Genomic DNA, 15,741 nt, shown 5'->3' with positions numbered 1-15,741 from the left:
ACGGTTGCTGATTACCCCGACTTAGGAACTTCACCGTCCAGTTGAAGGGGCGTCTCCTCACGAAGCCGTGATCGACAGGCGGTCCTTGGCGCGATAGGCCGCGCGATCTAAACAGGGATCACATACCCCAACCCGACGCTTGAACAGATCGGCCCCCGCATGACTTTCCGCGCCCCCGTCCGCGACCTCGCCTTCGCCCTGCGCCATGTGGCCGACTTTGGCCGCCTGGCCGACGCCTATCCCGAGGCCGACGCCGACACCGTCGACGCCGTGCTGGAAGCCGCCGGCGTGTTCGCCTCGGAAGTGCTGGCCCCGATCAACCGCCAGGGCGACCTGGTGGGCGCCAAGCTCGAAAACGGCGTGGTGCGCAGCGCGCCAGGCTTCGCCGACGCCTACAAGGCCTTCGCCGAGGCCGGCTGGACCTCGCTGGCCGCCTCGCCCGACCACGGCGGCCAAGGCCTGCCGAAAGCGCTGGAGATCGCCACGCTGGAGATGGTGCAGGCGGCCAACATGGCCTTCGGCCTGTGCCCGATGCTGAGCCTGGGGGCCATCGAGGCCCTGGCCCTGCACGGCACGGATCGCCACAAGTCGGTGTTCCTGCCCAAGCTGGTCTCGGGCGAATGGACCGGCACCATGAACCTGACAGAGCCGCAGGCCGGCTCGGACCTGGCGGCCCTGACCACCATGGCCACGCCGGACGGCCAGGGCGGCTACACCCTGTCGGGCCAGAAGATCTTCATCACCTGGGGCGACCACGACGCGACGGACAACATCGTCCACCTCGTTTTGGCCCGCACCCCCGACGCCCCTCCCGGCGTGAAGGGGATTTCGCTGTTCCTGGCCTCCAAGGTGCTGGTCGACGACGAGGGCAAGATGGGCGCGGGCAACGACGTGCGCGTCGGCGGTCTCGAACATAAGCTGGGCATCCACGGCTCGCCCACCTGCGTGATGCTGTTCGAAGGCGCCAAGGCCGAGCTGGTCGGCAAGCTGCACCAGGGCGTGGCCCACATGTTCACGATGATGAACGCCGCCCGCCTGCAGGTCGGGGCGCAAGGCACCGCCATCGCCGAGCGCGCCTACCAGCAGGCCCTGAACTTCAGCCTGGAACGCGTGCAGGGCCGCTCGGCCTGGACGGGCGCGTATCCCTCGCGCCTGTTCGACCATCCGGACGTGCGCCGCACGCTGCTGCTGATGAAGGCCAAGATCGAGGCCGCCCGCGGCATCTGCCTGTCGACCGCCGTCGCCGCCGACCTGGCCCACGCGGCCGCCGACGAGGAGACCCGCGCGGCCGCCAAGCTGCGCGAGGAACTGCTGACCCCGATCGCCAAGGCCTGGTCGACCGACGTCGGCGTCGAGGTCGCCTCGCTGGGCGTGCAGATCCACGGCGGCATGGGCTTCATCGAGGAAACCGGCGCGGCCCAGCACTATCGCGACGCCCGCATCACCCCGATCTACGAGGGCACCAACGGCATCCAGGCCATCGACCTGATCGGCCGCAAGCTGGGCCTGGCCGACGGCCAAGCCGTGGCCGACCTGATGGACGACATCCGCGACACCATCGAGGCCCTGAAGGCCGCCGAGGCCTCGCTGACCCCGGTCGCCAGCCGCCTGGAAGCCGCGCTCAACGCCGCCGCCTCGGCCACCGCCTGGCTGGTCGAGCGCCGCGCCCGCGCCATGCCCGACGCCCTCTCGGGCGCCACGGCCTACCTCAAGCTGCTGGGCGACACGGTCGGCGGCTGGATGCTGGCCAAGGGCGCCCTGGCCCCGGAAGCCGAAGCCCTGCGCGGCCAGCTGCTGCGGGTCTACGCCGAAAGCGTCCTGGCCCAGGTCCCCGGCCAGCTGGCCGCGGTAACCCTGGGCGACGCCGATATCGTGGCGGTGACGCCCGAGGCGCTGGGAGTTCACTAAAGATCCTCCCCCTCTGGGGCAGGTGGCCCGGAGGGCCGGAGGGGGGACGTTTTCAGCTTCCGCGGAGGCTAGCCGTTCCTTCCCTCTCCATCGACTTCGCCGACTGCTCCCTGCTCCTCCCTCGCTTTAGCGGGGGAGGTGGCGCGCTGCGGATACGCAGCGTGACGGAGGGGGCGAGGGACAGAGCGCCGAGCCCAGTCTCGCCCCCTCCACCGCTTCGCGGTCCCCCCTCCCCCGCAAGCGGGGGAGGAGCTTGGGCCTAATGCCCAACCAGCATCCACACGGCCATCGCCACCATCATCACGTTCTCGGTCAGCGAGATGAAGCCCAGCGGCACGTTGCTGTCGCCGCCGACGCAGGCGCATTTCAGGTCGCGCTTGTCGAGATAGACCGCCTTGAACACCGACACCGCGCCGATCCCGCCGATCACCAGAGCCAGCGGCGCGGAGAACCAGGTCAGCGCGCCGGCCGTCATCAGCACGCCCGCCAGGCCTTCGGCGAACGGATAGACATAGCCGTAGGGGACCCAGCGCTTGGCCAGCAGGTCGTAGCCCAGGAACATCGACGAGAAGCTCTCGACGTCGCGCAGCTTCTGGATGGCCAGCACCACCATCGAGAAGCTGATGAACCACTCCACCGCCCGGGCCGTGAAGGGCGTTCCGTCCACGGCGTAGGTCGCCGCGAGGGCCATCAGGGCGGTCATGGCGAAGAGGGCGATCACCGGCGTATAGGTCTTGGCCTTGGGATCGCGGGGCTTGGCGCCGAACCAGCGGCGCAGGTCGTCGAACCCGCCGATCCGCTCGCCGCCGACAAAGACCTGCGGCGTGGTCTTCACGCCATGCTCGGCCTTGAAGGCGTCGGTCGCCTCGCGCGTGGTCAGGTGATGGTCCTTGACCTCGTAGCCCTTGGACCGCAGCAGATGCCTGGCCTTTAGCCCGTACGGACAGACGTGCTTGTCCATCACCATGCGGTAGAGGACGGCCTTCTTGGGGGCGGTGGAAGCGGCGGACGTCACGGCGGTCTCCTTGTACGCGAGCGGGACCGGGCTCATATGGGTTCCGTACCATGGTACGGAGTCAAGCGATGACGACGACGAACGCCGCCACCACGATCGCAGGCCTGGCCAGGGCCGGCGGCGTGGGCGTGGAGACGGTCCGCTACTACCAGCGCCGGGGCCTGCTGGAGACGCCCGAGCGCGGCGAGGGTTCCGGGCTTTCGGGCGGCGTGCGGCGCTACGGCGACGAGGCGGTGCGGCGGCTGCGCTTCATCCGATCAGCCCAGGCCGCCGGCTTCACCCTGGAGCAGATCGGCGAGCTTCTGGCGCTCGACGCCGGCGAGGACCGCGTGCGGGCGCGCGAGCTGGCCCGCGAGCGCATCACCGATCTCGACCGAAAGATCGAGGAGCTTCAAGCCGCCCGCGCGGGCCTCTCGCGCCTGCTCCACACGTGCAGCACAAACGATCGTGGACCCTGTCCGATCATCGCCGCGTTCGAGACCTGAGCGGAGAAACCCGCCGCCCCCGATTGCCTCCCGCCCTCCAGACGCCATATCCCTTGCTGTCATGAACGCGCCCTTCAAGCCCGACGCCCTTCCCGAGTGGAACCTCGCCGACCTCTATGCCGGCCGCGAGGACCCGAAGATCGAAACCGACCTGGCCGCCGCCAAGGCCGCCAACGACGAACTGGCCTCGCTGGAGGGCATGTTCCTCGAAGCGCGCGGCGAGCCCGCGCGCCTGGGCAGGCTGCTCGATCGCGGCATCCGGCTCTACGAGGAGGCCGTCAACGGCCTGTGGGGCGTGGGCGCCTATGCGGGCCTGGCCGCCTCGACCGCCCGCGACGACCCGGCCTGGGCCAAGTTCGAGGCCGACCTGCGCGCCCGCTCCTCGCAGATCGCCGCCGACAGCCTGTTCTTCTCGCTGGAGCTGAACCAGCTGGAGGACGCCGAGCTGAACGCGGCGCTGGAGGCCCACGAGCCGACCCGCCGCTGGACGCCGTGGCTGCGCCGCCTGCGCCTGTCGCGCCCGCACGAGCTGTCGGCCGAGCTGGAGCGCTACATCGTCGACCGCGGCCCGGCCGTGGCCAACTGGGTGCGGCTCTATGACGAGACCCTGGCCAAACTCTCCGCCAAGGTCGGCAAGGAACAGCTGACCCTGCCCGAGGCGCTGAACCGCCTGTCGGATCCGGATGTCCGCCGCCGCAAGGCCGCCGCCGACGGCCTGGCCCAGGCCCTTTCCGAGCGCGCCTCCACCCAGGCCCTGGTGATGAACACCCTGGCCTTCGAAAAGCAGGTAGAGGACCGCTGGCGGCGTTACGACGAGCCCGCCCACTCGCGCCACCTGGCCAACGAGGTCGACGCCGACGCCGTCGACGCCCTGGAAGCCGCCGTGGTCGAGGCCTATCCGCGCCTGTCGCACCGCTATTATGCGCTCAAAGCCAAGGCCATGGGCCGCAAGACCCTGGACTACTGGGACCGCAACGCCCCGCTCGACGCGGCCCAGCCGCGCACCTATCCGTGGTCCGAGGCCAAGGACGTGGTGCTGGAGAGCTTCCAGGCCCTGGCTCCGAAGTTCGCCGACACCGCCGAAACCTTCTTCGCCCAGCCCTGGATCGACGCCCGCCCGCGCGCCGGCAAGCAGTCGGGCGCCTATTCGCACCCGGTCACCGCCGACCGCCACCCGTACGTCTTCATGAACTACATGGGCGAGCGGCGCGACGTGCTGACCCTGGCCCACGAGCTGGGCCACGCCGTGCACCAGACCCTGTGCGCGCCGCTGGGCACCCTGCTGGCCGACACGCCCCTGACCCTGGCCGAGACGGCCTCGATCTTCGGCGAGGGCCTGGTGTTCGACCGCCTGCTGGCCGAGGCGACGCCCGCCGACCGCAGGGGGCTTCTGGCCGGGAAGATCGAGGACGGGCTCAACACCGTCGTGCGCCAGATCGCCTTCCACCGCTTCGAGCGCAGGTTCCACGCCGCCCGTCAGGACGGCGAACTGTCGCCCGACCAGATCGGCGCGCTGTGGATGGAGACCATGGCCGAGAGCCTTGGCCCCGCCGTCGTGCTCAACGAGGGCTACGAGCATTACTGGGCCTATGTCAGCCACTTCGTGCATGCGCCGTTCTACGTCTACGCCTACGCGTTCGGCGACCTTCTGGTGCGCGGCCTGATGGAGAAGCGCCGCGAGGACCCGCAAGGCTTCGCGCCGCTCTACGAGGACCTGCTGGCCGCCGGCGGCACCCGCACCTATGTCGAGGCGCTCAAGCCCTTCGGCCTCAATCCGCGCGACAAGGCCTTCTGGGCGGCCGGCTGCCGGCAGCTGGAGCGGCTGGTCGACGAGTTCGAGGCGTTGGTGTGAGCGAAGTCGCCCGGAAGGAACCTCCCCCTGTGGGGGAGGCGGCCCGCAGGGCCGGAGGGGGGGCGTTTTCAGCTTCCTTGTCGCTAACCGCCTCAGCACTCCCCCCACCGATCGCTGACGCGATCGCCTCCCCCACAGGGGGAGGTTCCTGATGGTCGGCGACCCCGCCAAGGATCGGGAACGCGACCGCCTCTCCGGCCGCCTGGCGCGCTTCGCCAAGGTCGGCGCGGGCCTGTCGGGCGCGGCCGTCAGCTACGGCGCCAACCGCGTCTTCGCCGGCGACGACGCCGACGCCCGCAACGCCAAGGCGCTGAAGGCGGCGCTGGGGAACCTCAAGGGTCCGCTGATGAAGGCGGCCCAGATGTTCGCCACGGTGCCCGACCTGTTGCCGCCCGAGTTCGCCAAGGAACTGGCCGAGCTTCAGACCAACGCCCCCGCCATGGGCTGGCCGTTCGTGCGCCGGCGGATGGCGGCCGAGCTCGGGGCCGACTGGGCCGGCAAGTTCCAGAGCTTCGAGCACGAGGCCGCCGCGGCCGCCTCGCTGGGCCAGGTTCACCGCGCCGTCGCCCCCGACGGCCGCGCCCTGGCCGTGAAACTGCAATACCCAGACATGCAGAGCGCCGTCGAAAGCGACCTTGGCCAGCTGCGGGCCCTGGTCGGCCTGTTCAAGAAGATGGACGGCTCGATCGACCCCACCCAGATGATCGAGGAGGTCGGCGACCGCCTGCGCGAGGAGCTGGACTACGACCGCGAGGCCCGGATGATGGCCGTCTATGGCGGCTTCTTCGCCGGCCGCGACGACATCCGCACGCCCCAGCCGGTCGGCGAGCTTTCCACGAAACGCCTGCTTTCCATGACCTGGCTCGACGGCCAGGGGCTGATGGCCTTCAAGGGCGCGCCGCAGGAAACCCGCGATCGCATCGCCGCCCTGCTGTTCGAGGCCTGGTGGGGTCCGATGACCCACATCGGCGTCATCCACGGCGATCCTCACCTGGGCAACTACACCTTCGGCGGGGAAGGGGCGGCGCACCTCAACCTGCTCGACTTCGGCTGCATCCGGGTGTTCCCGCCGCGCTTCGTGGGCGGGGTCGTGCGGCTCTATCGCGCCCTGTCCGAGGACGACCGCCCCGGCCAGGGCGAGGCCTATCGCAGCTGGGGCTTCACCAACCTGACCGACGAACTGGTGGACGTGCTGAACGTCTGGGCGCGGTTCATCTACGGCCCGCTGCTCGACGACCGCGTGCGCACCGTGGCCGACGACACGCCGCCCGGCGAGTACGGCCGCCGCGAGGCCTTCAAGGTGCGCCAGGCGCTCAAATCGGTGGGCGGCATCGTCATCCCGCGCGAGTTCGTGTTCATGGATCGCGCCGCCATCGGCCTGGGCGCGGCCTTCCTGCACCTGGGCGCCCGCCACAACTGGCGCGCCCTGTTCGAGGCCTCGCTGGAGGGCTTCTCGGAGGAAGGGCTGGCGGAGCGGCAGAAGGCCGTGCTGGGAGCGGCTGGGCTTAGCTGAGCCGAACGCGGAACCGCCCTCGTCCTTCGACAAGCTCAGGATGAGGGCTATTGCAGACCGCCGAGTAGAAAACCTCTTCCTGAGCCTGTCGAAGGACGAGGTTTTCGGGCCAAGGAGTGACCATGACCCGCACCATCGCCCGCCTGCACGGCGCCTATCGCGACGACATCGGCGACCTGACCACCCGCCGCCCCCTGCCCGGCCCGGCGATCGGGCAGCTGGATCCGTTCCTGTTCCTCAACCACCACGGCCCGCAGGTCTACCGCCCCGGCAACCACGGCCTGCCGTTCGGGCCGCACCCGCATCGCGGCTTCGAGACCGTGACCTTCATCCTCGAAGGCCAGCTGTCGCACCTGGACAGCGGCGGCCACGAGAGCGTCATCGACGCGGGCGGGGTGCAGTGGATGACGGCCGGCAGCGGCCTGGTGCACGCCGAGCTGTCGCCCGAGGCCTTCAAGAAAAGCGGCGGGCCGCTGGAGATCCTGCAGCTGTGGGTCAACCTGCCCAGCCGCCTGAAGATGACCGCGCCGCACTATGTCGGCCTGCAGGCGCCCGACATTCCCAAGGTCGAGAAGGACGGCGCGACCATCGAGCTGATCTCCGGCAAGGCGGACGGCGTGACGGGGCCGATCACATCCCTCACCGGCGTGGCCATGAGCGTCGTGCGGCTGGAGGCCGGCGCGAAGCTTTCGCTGCCGATCCCATCCGGGCGCGCGGTGTTCCTCTATGTGGTGCGCGGCGCAATCGCGATCGGCGACAAGACGGCGGGCGCCTTCAATCTGGTGGAGCTGACCGACGGCGACGGGCTCGAGCTGGCCTCGGCCGACGGCGCGGTGCTGCTGCTGGGCCACGCCGACCCGATCCGCGAACCGGTCGTCTCGCACGGGCCGTTCGTGATGACGACGCGCGAAGAGATCATCCAGGCGATCCAGGACTACCAGGCGGGCAAGTTCGGCGAGGTGAGGGCGTAGGCTCCCTCCCCTCTCCGTCGGCTTCGCCGACACCTCTCCCACGGGAGAGGGTCTTGCGGCCTCATTCAAACGGCCGTTAGACTTCATCCCATGTCCGACGACCTGACCGAGGCCCAGAGCGCCGCCATCCCGCCCGGCTACGCCCAGCTGAACTGGACGCGGGGCTTTGGCCGACAGATTGGCCCGCTGTACGAGCGCGCCGACGGCCCCGGCGAGGCCACGCTGGGTTTCCGGGTCGAGGAGCACCACACCAACGGCCTGGGCAATTGCCACGGCGGCATGCTGATGAGCTTCGCCGACATGGCCTGGGGCCGGCTGATATCGCTCAAGAAGTCCTATTCCTGGGTCACGGTGCGGCTGATGACCGATTTCCTGTCGGGCGCGCAGTTGGGCGAGTTCGTCGAGGGCCGGGGCGAACTTCTGGCCGAGGAGGATGGGATCTTCACCGTGCGCGGCCGCATCTGGACGGGCGAGCGCACACTGATGACCGGCACGGGGATCTTCAAGGCGCTTAGTCCCCGCAAGCCGCGCCCCGGCGAGATCGCCTTCCGCGAGGAGGCCTGAGCATGGCCGACGACCAGACCCTGCCCGCCTCGCTGCTAGCCCCGTTCAACGGCGCGCGGCCGCCTGCCCCCGCATGGTTCGAGGCCGCGATCGCGATCCAACCCGAGCGTTCGACCATCCAGGTCGACGGCGCCGACATCGAGCTTTTGACCTGGGGCGAGGTCGGCAGGCCCGGCCTGCTATTCCTGCACGGCAACGGCGCCCACGCCGACTGGTGGAGCTTCATCGCGCCCTCCTTCGCCAAGGACTGGCGGGTGGCGGCCATCTCCTGGGCCGGCATGGGAAGCAGCGGCTGGCGGGAAGCCTACAGCGCCGACACCTTCGCGGCCGAGGCCTTCGCCGCGGTCGAGGCGGCGCAACTTGAGGCAGGCGGACACAAGCCGATCTTCGTCGGCCACTCGTTCGGCGGCTTTCCCACCCTGTTCTGCGCCGCCCGTCATCCTGAGCGCCTGCGCGGGGCGATCCTGGTCGACACCTCGATCCAGCCGCCGGAAAAGCGCTGGAAGGGTCCTCCGCCGCGCTCGGGCTTCGGGACCAAGGTCTATCCGACCCTGGAAGAGGCCCTGACGCGCTTCCGCCTGGCCCCGCCGCAACCGTGCGAGAACCTCTACATCGCCGACCACATCGCCCGCCGCTCCCTGAAAGAAGTCGAGGGCGGCTGGACCTGGAAGTTCGACCCGGCCATCTGGCAGCGGTTCTCGATGCCCGACCTTGGCCTGCTGCTCGGCGAGATCGCCTGCCCGGCCGCCCTGATGTGGGGCGAGCGGTCCGGGCTTATGCACGCCGAGACCTTGGACTATATGATCGCGAACATGCCCAAGGACGTGCTGCGCTTGCCCATTCCCGACGCCGACCACCACGTGATGCTCGACCAGCCCCTGGCCTTCGTGGCCGGGCTCCGCGGCCTGCTGGCGACCTGGGCGTGAACCTCGACCCCGCCGCTGCGGCCGAGGCGGGCCGGGGCCTCGTCATGGTCTACATGCCCGACCGGGGCGTGGGCGACCTGACCTGGCACCTGCCCACCCTGCGCGCCATCGCCGCCCAGACGCCGGAGAAGACCGTGCTGCTGGCCGCCCGTCCATCGAGCCGCGCCCGCGACCTCCTGGGCGCCGAGACCTGCATCACGGCCATCGACTACCTCGAATACCGCTCGGGGACCTGGAAGAACCTGCAGGAGATCCGCGACTTCCACGCTCTCTGCCGCGCCCGCAGGCCGCGGGCGGTGTGGGTCCTCGAGAAGATCGACCGCCCCGCCATCGGCGCGGCCCTGGCCGGCGTGCCCGAACGGCGAGGCTTTGGCATGGGGCACGCCCAGCAGCGCTGGCTGACCCACGGCCCCTACCTGCCCAAGGCCATGCGCCCGGCCCACCGCATCGACAAGCTGGCCGCCTTCGAGGCCGCCCACGGCCTGGCGGTGACCAGCCGCGAGCCGGCCATGAACCCCACCCGGACGGCGCTGGAAGCGGTGGAAGCCCGCTTCGGCGCCCTGCCCCGGCCATGGGTCGTCTATGGCGTCGGCGCCAGCGAGGCGCGCCGCATGTGGCCGCTGGACGGCTTCGCCGCGCTCAGCGCCGCGCTCGCCGACAGGGGCGGCACGCGCTTCTGGCTGGGCGGCTTCGAGGACAACGCCCGGGTTGACGCCCTGCTGGCGGCCGGCTCGCCCGACGGCGTTACCGAAGTGAATGTCTGCGACCTCAAGTTCGACGTCGGCTCGGCGCTGATGGCCCGGGCGGACCTCTTCATCGGCAACAATTCCGGACCGATGAACCTGTCGGCCGCGGTGGGGACGATGACCCTGGGCCTGTTCGGGCCCGATCCGCTGCTGGATTATTCACGCCATCTGCACACCCTGGCGGCCGACGACCTGTCGCGCCTGGAGCCGGCAAGCGTGGCCGCCCGAGCACGGGCGCTGCTGGCCTGAAGGCGGTCGCCCTCGCCGCGGCATCGCGACGCCCCAGCTTGAGCCCGGCGCGAGGGTTGCTATACCGTTGGTCAGGGAAAAATCCAGGAGACCCCAGCCGATGGGCAACCAAGCGTCCGACTACCACCGCGGTGAAATGGACATCCACGAACAGGCCGCCACCTATGACGCCTTCGGCAAGATGACCAAGTGGGGGTCGCTGGCCGTCGCCGTGCTGGTCACCTTCTTCACCCTGCTGTTCTGCACCCCGGCCGGCTTCATCGCCTCGGCCGGCGTGGCCGTCGTGATGGCCGCCCTGGGCGTTGTGTTCCTTCGGGAAAAGGCCGCCGCGGCTCACTGACACCGGTAGACATCGGCAATTTTTTGCGCCCGATGCGTGGACAATCCTCGACAAAGGGCAAGAACCTCCCCTAAAGAGCGCTCCAAGCTGCTGGAGCGACGTTCGACGAAAGTGTTAGCTTTTCGTCGAACGTCGTTTCAACTTTGGGATCTTGAGCCGCTGCGAAACGCGCCGGTTCGGAGAGCGAACAACGCTCCGGGGGAGGTATGCCGATGGCCGTCATCGCCGTCACGAAAGAGACCCGCGCAGGCGAGACGCGGGTCGCCGCGACGCCCGAGACCGTCAAGAAACTGACCGCCGCCGGCTTCTCGGTGGTGGTCGAGGCCGGCGCCGGAACCGCCGCCTCCTACCTCGACGCCGACTATGAGGCGGCCGGGGCGAAGCTGGCCAAGACCGCCAAGGACGCGATCAAGGACGCCGACGTCCTGTTCAAGGTCCGCGCGCCGGAAGCCGCCGAGATCGCGGCCCTGAAGAGCGGCGCGATCGTCGCGGCCGCCCTCAATCCCTACCAGGACAAGCACACGCTGAACGCGCTTGCAAAAGCCGGCGCGAGCGCTGTCGCCATGGAGTTCATCCCGCGCATCACGCGGGCCCAGGTGATGGACATGCTGTCGTCCCAGGCCAACCTCGCCGGCTATCGCGCCGTGATCGAAGGCGCCGAAGCCTACGGCAAGGCCCTGCCGATGATGATGACCGCCGCCGGCACCGTCGCCGCGGCCAAGGTGTTCATCATGGGCGTGGGCGTGGCCGGCCTCCAGGCCATCGCCACCGCCCGTCGCCTGGGCGCCGTGGTCACCGCCACCGATGTCCGCCCCGCCACCAAGGAGCAGGTCGAAAGCCTGGGCGCCAAGTTCCTCGCCGTCGAGGACGAGGAGTTCAAGAACGCCCAGACCGCCGGCGGCTACGCCAAGGAGATGTCGGCCGAGTACCAGGCCAAGCAGGCCGAGCTGGTCTCCAGCCACATCGCCAAGCAGGACATCGTCATCACCACCGCCCTGATCCCGGGCCGCCCGGCGCCCAAGCTGGTCAGCGCCGCCCAGGTGGCGTCGATGAAGGCCGGCTCGATCCTCGTGGACCTGGCCATCGAGCAGGGCGGCAATGTCGAAGGCGCCAAGCTGAACGAGACCGTGGTGACCGCGAACGGCGCCAAGATCCTCGGCCACGCCAACCTGCCCGGCCGCATCGCCGCCGACGCCAGCGCGCTCTACGCCCGCAACCTGTTCGCGCTCTCGTCCCTGTTCCTGAACAAGGAAGGCGCCTTCGCGCCCAACTTCGAGGACGAGATTCTGCAGGCCGCCGTCGTCACCAAGGGCGGCGAGATCGTCCATCCGAACCTGAAGACCGCCTAACCGGCATAGAAAGGGAGGCTCCCATGGAAGCCGTCGACCCCACCGTGTTCCGCCTGGCGATCTTCGTGCTCGCCATCTTCGTCGGCTACTACGTGGTCTGGAGCGTGACGCCCGCGCTGCACACCCCGCTGATGGCCGTGACCAACGCCATCTCGTCGGTGATCATCGTCGGCGCCTTGCTGGCCGCCGCCGCGCATGGCGCGTCGGGTGCGCCCGACGCCGGTTCGGTGTGGATCTCCAAGGGGGCCGGCGCCGTCGCCGCGGCCTTCGCGGCGGTCAACATCTTCGGCGGCTTCCTCGTCACCCAGCGGATGCTGGCCATGTACAAGAAGAAAGAAAAGAAGTGAGCGGCGAGCGCCACTTGGGGGAAATGACATCATGAACGCCAATCTCGCCGCCGTCCTGTACCTCGTCTCCGGGGTGCTGTTCATCCTGGCCCTGCGCGGGCTTTCCAGCCCCGAGACCAGCCGCAAGGGCAACACCTACGGCATGGTCGGCATGGCCATCGCCGTGGTCACCACCCTGGCCACGCTGTGGAGCCAGGGCGCGCTCGACGCCGTGACCCTGGGCCTGATCGTGGGCGGCGTCGCCGTCGGCGGCGGCGTGGGCGCGGTGATCGCCCGCAAGGTGCCGATGACCTCGATGCCGCAGCTGGTGGCCGCCTTCCACAGCCTCGTCGGCATGGCCGCCTGCCTGGTGGCCGTGGCCGCCATCTACACGCCGGCCGCCTACGGCATCGTCGGCGCCGACGGACACATCCACCTCAACAGCCTGATCGAGCTCTCTTTGGGCCTGGCCATCGGCGCCATCACCTTCACCGGTTCGGTCATCGCCTTCGCCAAGCTGAACGGCAACATGGGCGGCGCGCCGATCCTGCTGCCGGCCCGTCACCTGCTGAACATCCTGATCGCGGCCGCCATCGTCGCCATGATCGTGGTGCTGGTCGTCACCGGCGGCCAGGCCAAGTGGGCCTTCTGGGGGATCTTCGCCCTCAGCCTGCTGATCGGCGTCACCCTGATCATCCCGATCGGCGGCGCGGACATGCCGGTCGTGGTGTCGATGCTGAACAGCTATTCGGGCTGGGCGGCGGCGGCGCTGGGCTTCACGCTGGAGAACACCACCCTGATCATCACCGGCGCCCTGGTCGGCAGCTCGGGCGCGATCCTGTCCTACATTATGTGCAAGGGCATGAACCGCAGTTTCGTCTCGGTGATCCTGGGCGGCTTCGGCGCCGACGCCGCGGCGGCCGGCGCGGGCGGCAAGGTCGAGACGCGCCCCGTCAAGCAGGGCTCGGCCGACGACGCGGCCTTCATCATGAAGAACGCCAGCAAGGTGATCATCGTCCCGGGCTACGGCATGGCCGTCTCCCAGGCCCAGCACGCCCTGCGCGAAATGGCCGACAAGCTGAAGGAAGAGGGCGTGGAGGTGAAGTACGCCATCCACCCCGTCGCCGGCCGGATGCCGGGCCACATGAACGTGCTGCTCGCCGAAGCCAACGTGCCCTACGACGAGGTCTTCGAGCTGGAGGACATCAACAGCGAGTTCTCGACGGCCGACGTGGCCTTCGTGATCGGCGCCAACGACGTCACCAACCCGGCGGCCAAGACCGACCCGACCAGCGCCATCTTCGGCATGCCGATCCTGGACGTCGAAAAGGCCCGCACCGTCCTCTTCGTCAAGCGCGGCATGTCCTCGGGCTATGCCGGGGTCGAGAACGAGCTGTTCTTCAAGGACAACACGATGATGCTGTTCGCCGACGCCAAGAAGATGGTCGAAGGCATCGTGAAGGGTCTCTGAGCCCATCACGCTCCAGACAGACGAAAGCCCCGGTCGCAAGGCCGGGGCTTTTTCGTTTCAGGCAAAAGCAAAGGCCCCGGTTTTCACCGGGGCCTCCGCGGCGGATCGATCGGCATGGGTGGCGCTTCAGAAGGACGCCACCGCCACCGGCGTCACGCGGCCGGACGAGGCCAGGGCCTTGCGTTGCTTGACCGAGAGCTTGTCGTTGATCTCGGCGCGAACCTCGAGCGAGCAGGCGCGGCGCGACAGCAGGTCCAGGCGCTCCTTCATGGCGCGGGCGCGGCAGAAGCGCTTGGTGGCGTCGGTGGCGCGGGCGTCGAACTCGGCGGCGTCGGCCGGGTCGGCCAGGTTCAGGTCGCCGACCCGCACGGTCACCTGGCGCTCGCCGGCGTGGGCGGCCTGGGTGATGCCGATCAGCGGCACCGCCGCCAGGGTCAGGGTCGCGATCGTGGTGAGGCTGATCATGAACTTGCGCATCTGGGTCTTCCCTCTGTTCCCGGGCGCGTCCGCCGCGCCTCCATGGACAAAGGTGTACTGAACGATACTTGAAGAGTCCCGTTAAGTGTCGTTCATGACTCCGTATTCACAGTATTGCTTGCATTTAATATTCTAAAATTCACGTAATGTTTGACACATTCACAACATCGCACCGAAGAGCTCTCGGCGCCGCCACGGCCAAGCTGCCGCCTTTCCGCCCGATCGGTCTGACAAAGAGCTGCATTCACGATCGCGAAAGGCCAAGTCTGTAAGGACGACGCCGGTCGCGCAGCCTGCCGACCGGCAGGCTCCACCCCATATGCCGGGACCGCGCCAAGAGGCGCCCCAGGCATCCGACCCACCCACGAGGTTTTCGCCCCTTGGCGCCAGACACCCCGGCCCCGTCCGCACGCAACTACGCCCTGGCGCTGACGCTCGGCTTCGCCGTGGTGCTCGCCGCGGCGTCCGTGCCGGCCGCCCGGGCCCTGGCCGACCTGATCGCGCCGGCGCCGATCGCCGAGCCCGTGGCGGCCGCCCCCGCAACGCCGCAGCCAGCCCCGCCGCCTCCGCCGGCCTACGCCTTCGACGCGCCCCTGCCCGGCCGCGAAGTCGCCTCGCCCTTCGGCCTGCGCCAGTTGCCGTGGGAAGAAGGCGGCCGCCTGCACGAGGGCGTCGATATCGCCGCCCCCTCCGGCACGGCGGTGAAGGTCGCCGCCGACGGCATCGTCGCGCGCACCGGGACCGACCCCGGCTATGGCCGCTTCGTCGAGGTCCGGCACAAGGACGGCTTCTCCACGCTCTATGCGCACCTGGGCCGCAACCTCGGCATGAAGAAGGGCGTCTACGTCAAGCGGGGCACGCCGATCGCCGTGGTCGGCGACAGCGGCCGCTCGACCGGCTCGCACCTGCATTTCGAGATCAGCCGCAAGGGCCGGCCGCTCAATCCCGCCCACTTCCTGGACAAGACCTTCGCCAGCGCCGACGACCTGCCGCTGAAGGCCGCCGCCCGCGTGCCGCGCAAGGTGCGCCTGGCCCAGGTCTCGCGCTGGCCCGAGGGCATAAAGGAGAAGGTCGCCGCCCGTCGCGCCGGCAAGGGCCAGGCTGTCCGCGGCGAAGACGGCCGGGTGCGGGTGCGGATCGAGGTCGCCGCCAGCTAGTCCCTCTCGGAACCCTCGCCCAGCAGCAAGTGGCCGAACCAGCTGACGACGCCTATCACGATCGCCCCGAAGATTCCGGCCCAGAAGCCGCTGACCGCCAGCCCCGGCAGGATGTAGGCCACCAGGCCCAGCATGGCGGCGTTCACCACCAGGAGGAACAGGCCCAGCGTCAGCAGGGTGATCGGCAGGGTCAGCAGCACGACGACCGGGCGCACCACGGCGTTCACCAGCCCCAGCAGCAGGGCGGCGATGGCGATCGTCTGCCAGCCCGCGGCATGGATACCGGGCACGACGCGCGAAGCCAGCCACAGGCCAAGACCCGCGAACAGCGCACGCAAGAGAAAGCCGGTCATCTGGAAGCTCCCCGAAGTCGGCGCCGACCCTGACGCCCG

16 protein-coding genes are annotated in these 15,741 nt (G+C 69.5%); 13 read left to right on the top strand and 3 right to left on the bottom strand.

Translation table 11 applies throughout. From position 1 onward, the window contains the following. Positions 1 to 159 precede the first annotated feature (159 nt). On the top strand, positions 160 to 1,908 hold the full coding sequence (locus SGCZBJ_RS06470; protein WP_101717183.1) for an acyl-CoA dehydrogenase family protein: 1,749 nt from the start codon (positions 160 to 162) through the stop codon (positions 1,906 to 1,908). A 259-nt stretch (positions 1,909 to 2,167) separates the two neighbouring features. On the opposite strand, the gene SGCZBJ_RS06465 is transcribed toward SGCZBJ_RS06470, so the two are convergent. Next, positions 2,168 to 2,923: a MauE/DoxX family redox-associated membrane protein gene (locus SGCZBJ_RS06465; RefSeq protein WP_240621430.1), complete on the bottom strand. Its 756-nt coding sequence runs from the start codon at positions 2,921 to 2,923 to the stop codon at positions 2,168 to 2,170. Between the two features lie 68 nt (positions 2,924 to 2,991). Between SGCZBJ_RS06465 and SGCZBJ_RS06460 the strand changes: the two genes are divergently transcribed. The 11 genes from SGCZBJ_RS06460 to SGCZBJ_RS06410 all read left to right on the top strand — a co-directional run bounded on the left by SGCZBJ_RS06460 (position 2,992) and on the right by SGCZBJ_RS06410 (position 13,715). Beyond that, positions 2,992 to 3,408 carry a MerR family transcriptional regulator gene (locus tag SGCZBJ_RS06460; protein ID WP_101717182.1) on the top strand — a complete coding sequence of 139 codons (417 nt, stop codon included), beginning with the start codon at positions 2,992 to 2,994 and terminating at the stop codon, positions 3,406 to 3,408. A 61-nt stretch (positions 3,409 to 3,469) separates the two neighbouring features. Beyond that, positions 3,470 to 5,260, top strand: a complete 1,791-nt coding sequence (locus SGCZBJ_RS06455) for a M3 family oligoendopeptidase (protein WP_101717181.1) — start codon at positions 3,470 to 3,472, stop codon at positions 5,258 to 5,260. 151 nt (positions 5,261 to 5,411) lie between these two features. Further along, positions 5,412 to 6,773, top strand: a complete 1,362-nt coding sequence (locus SGCZBJ_RS06450; protein ID WP_101717180.1) for an ABC1 kinase family protein — start codon at positions 5,412 to 5,414, stop codon at positions 6,771 to 6,773. Positions 6,774 to 6,895: 122 nt separating this feature from the next. Beyond that, positions 6,896 to 7,744 (top strand): pirin family protein, encoded by an 849-nt coding sequence (locus SGCZBJ_RS06445; protein ID WP_101717179.1) that lies wholly within the window; start codon positions 6,896 to 6,898, stop codon positions 7,742 to 7,744. A gap of 90 nt (positions 7,745 to 7,834) precedes the next feature. Then, positions 7,835 to 8,308 (top strand): PaaI family thioesterase, encoded by a 474-nt coding sequence (locus SGCZBJ_RS06440; protein ID WP_101717178.1) that lies wholly within the window; start codon positions 7,835 to 7,837, stop codon positions 8,306 to 8,308. A 2-nt stretch (positions 8,309 to 8,310) separates the two neighbouring features. Continuing rightward, positions 8,311 to 9,234 carry an alpha/beta fold hydrolase gene (locus tag SGCZBJ_RS06435; protein WP_101717177.1) on the top strand — a complete coding sequence of 308 codons (924 nt, stop codon included), beginning with the start codon at positions 8,311 to 8,313 and terminating at the stop codon, positions 9,232 to 9,234. After that, on the top strand, positions 9,231 to 10,229 hold the full coding sequence (locus SGCZBJ_RS06430; RefSeq protein ID WP_240621429.1) for a glycosyltransferase family 9 protein: 999 nt from the start codon (positions 9,231 to 9,233) through the stop codon (positions 10,227 to 10,229). Before SGCZBJ_RS06435 ends, SGCZBJ_RS06430 begins: the two co-directional genes overlap by 4 nt. Positions 10,230 to 10,329: 100 nt before the next feature. Beyond that, positions 10,330 to 10,569, top strand: a complete 240-nt coding sequence (locus SGCZBJ_RS06425) for an aa3-type cytochrome c oxidase subunit IV (RefSeq protein ID WP_101717176.1) — start codon at positions 10,330 to 10,332, stop codon at positions 10,567 to 10,569. Positions 10,570 to 10,775: 206 nt separating this feature from the next. Beyond that, positions 10,776 to 11,918 carry a Re/Si-specific NAD(P)(+) transhydrogenase subunit alpha gene (locus SGCZBJ_RS06420; RefSeq protein ID WP_165799257.1) on the top strand — a complete coding sequence of 381 codons (1,143 nt, stop codon included), beginning with the start codon at positions 10,776 to 10,778 and terminating at the stop codon, positions 11,916 to 11,918. A gap of 23 nt (positions 11,919 to 11,941) precedes the next feature. Then, positions 11,942 to 12,265 (top strand): proton-translocating transhydrogenase family protein, encoded by a 324-nt coding sequence (locus SGCZBJ_RS06415; protein WP_101717175.1) that lies wholly within the window; start codon positions 11,942 to 11,944, stop codon positions 12,263 to 12,265. A 31-nt stretch (positions 12,266 to 12,296) separates the two neighbouring features. Beyond that, positions 12,297 to 13,715, top strand: a complete 1,419-nt coding sequence (locus SGCZBJ_RS06410) for an NAD(P)(+) transhydrogenase (Re/Si-specific) subunit beta (RefSeq protein WP_101717174.1) — start codon at positions 12,297 to 12,299, stop codon at positions 13,713 to 13,715. 126 nt (positions 13,716 to 13,841) lie between these two features. On the opposite strand, the gene SGCZBJ_RS06405 is transcribed toward SGCZBJ_RS06410, so the two are convergent. Beyond that, positions 13,842 to 14,192 carry a UrcA family protein gene (locus SGCZBJ_RS06405; RefSeq protein ID WP_101717173.1) on the bottom strand — a complete coding sequence of 117 codons (351 nt, stop codon included), beginning with the start codon at positions 14,190 to 14,192 and terminating at the stop codon, positions 13,842 to 13,844. Positions 14,193 to 14,572: 380 nt separating this feature from the next. On the opposite strand from SGCZBJ_RS06405, the gene SGCZBJ_RS06400 reads away from it, so the two are divergent. Next, positions 14,573 to 15,349: a M23 family metallopeptidase gene (locus SGCZBJ_RS06400; RefSeq protein WP_101717172.1), complete on the top strand. Its 777-nt coding sequence runs from the start codon at positions 14,573 to 14,575 to the stop codon at positions 15,347 to 15,349. On the opposite strand, the gene SGCZBJ_RS06395 is transcribed toward SGCZBJ_RS06400, so the two are convergent. Beyond that, on the bottom strand, positions 15,346 to 15,702 hold the full coding sequence (locus SGCZBJ_RS06395) for a phage holin family protein (RefSeq protein WP_101717171.1): 357 nt from the start codon (positions 15,700 to 15,702) through the stop codon (positions 15,346 to 15,348). The two genes, SGCZBJ_RS06400 and SGCZBJ_RS06395, sit on opposite strands and share 4 nt — an antisense overlap. Positions 15,703 to 15,741 lie beyond the last annotated feature (39 nt).

It is taken from the genome of Caulobacter zeae, from assembly GCF_002858925.1.
Taxonomy (GTDB): Bacteria; Pseudomonadota; Alphaproteobacteria; order Caulobacterales; family Caulobacteraceae; genus Caulobacter; species Caulobacter zeae.
The sequence above is the reverse complement of the archived record's forward strand: the minus strand, read 5'-3'. Positions and strand labels throughout refer to the sequence as shown.

What these genes read in the sequence shown, in the direction of transcription:
- SGCZBJ_RS06470 (WP_101717183.1), top strand. Translation starts at nt 160, where the DNA reads ATGACTTTCCGCGCCCCCGTCCGCGACCTCGCCTTCGCCCTGCGCCAT.
- SGCZBJ_RS06460 (WP_101717182.1), top strand. Translation starts at nt 2,992, where the DNA reads ATGACGACGACGAACGCCGCCACCACGATCGCAGGCCTGGCCAGGGCC.
- SGCZBJ_RS06455 (WP_101717181.1), top strand. Translation starts at nt 3,470, where the DNA reads ATGAACGCGCCCTTCAAGCCCGACGCCCTTCCCGAGTGGAACCTCGCC.
- SGCZBJ_RS06450 (WP_101717180.1), top strand. Translation starts at nt 5,412, where the DNA reads ATGGTCGGCGACCCCGCCAAGGATCGGGAACGCGACCGCCTCTCCGGC.
- SGCZBJ_RS06445 (WP_101717179.1), top strand. Translation starts at nt 6,896, where the DNA reads ATGACCCGCACCATCGCCCGCCTGCACGGCGCCTATCGCGACGACATC.
- SGCZBJ_RS06440 (WP_101717178.1), top strand. Translation starts at nt 7,835, where the DNA reads ATGTCCGACGACCTGACCGAGGCCCAGAGCGCCGCCATCCCGCCCGGC.
- SGCZBJ_RS06435 (WP_101717177.1), top strand. Translation starts at nt 8,311, where the DNA reads ATGGCCGACGACCAGACCCTGCCCGCCTCGCTGCTAGCCCCGTTCAAC.
- SGCZBJ_RS06425 (WP_101717176.1), top strand. Translation starts at nt 10,330, where the DNA reads ATGGGCAACCAAGCGTCCGACTACCACCGCGGTGAAATGGACATCCAC.
- SGCZBJ_RS06420 (WP_165799257.1), top strand. Translation starts at nt 10,776, where the DNA reads ATGCCGATGGCCGTCATCGCCGTCACGAAAGAGACCCGCGCAGGCGAG.
- SGCZBJ_RS06415 (WP_101717175.1), top strand. Translation starts at nt 11,942, where the DNA reads ATGGAAGCCGTCGACCCCACCGTGTTCCGCCTGGCGATCTTCGTGCTC.
- SGCZBJ_RS06410 (WP_101717174.1), top strand. Translation starts at nt 12,297, where the DNA reads ATGAACGCCAATCTCGCCGCCGTCCTGTACCTCGTCTCCGGGGTGCTG.
- SGCZBJ_RS06405 (WP_101717173.1), bottom strand. Translation starts at nt 14,192, where the DNA reads ATGCGCAAGTTCATGATCAGCCTCACCACGATCGCGACCCTGACCCTG.
- SGCZBJ_RS06395 (WP_101717171.1), bottom strand. Translation starts at nt 15,702, where the DNA reads ATGACCGGCTTTCTCTTGCGTGCGCTGTTCGCGGGTCTTGGCCTGTGG.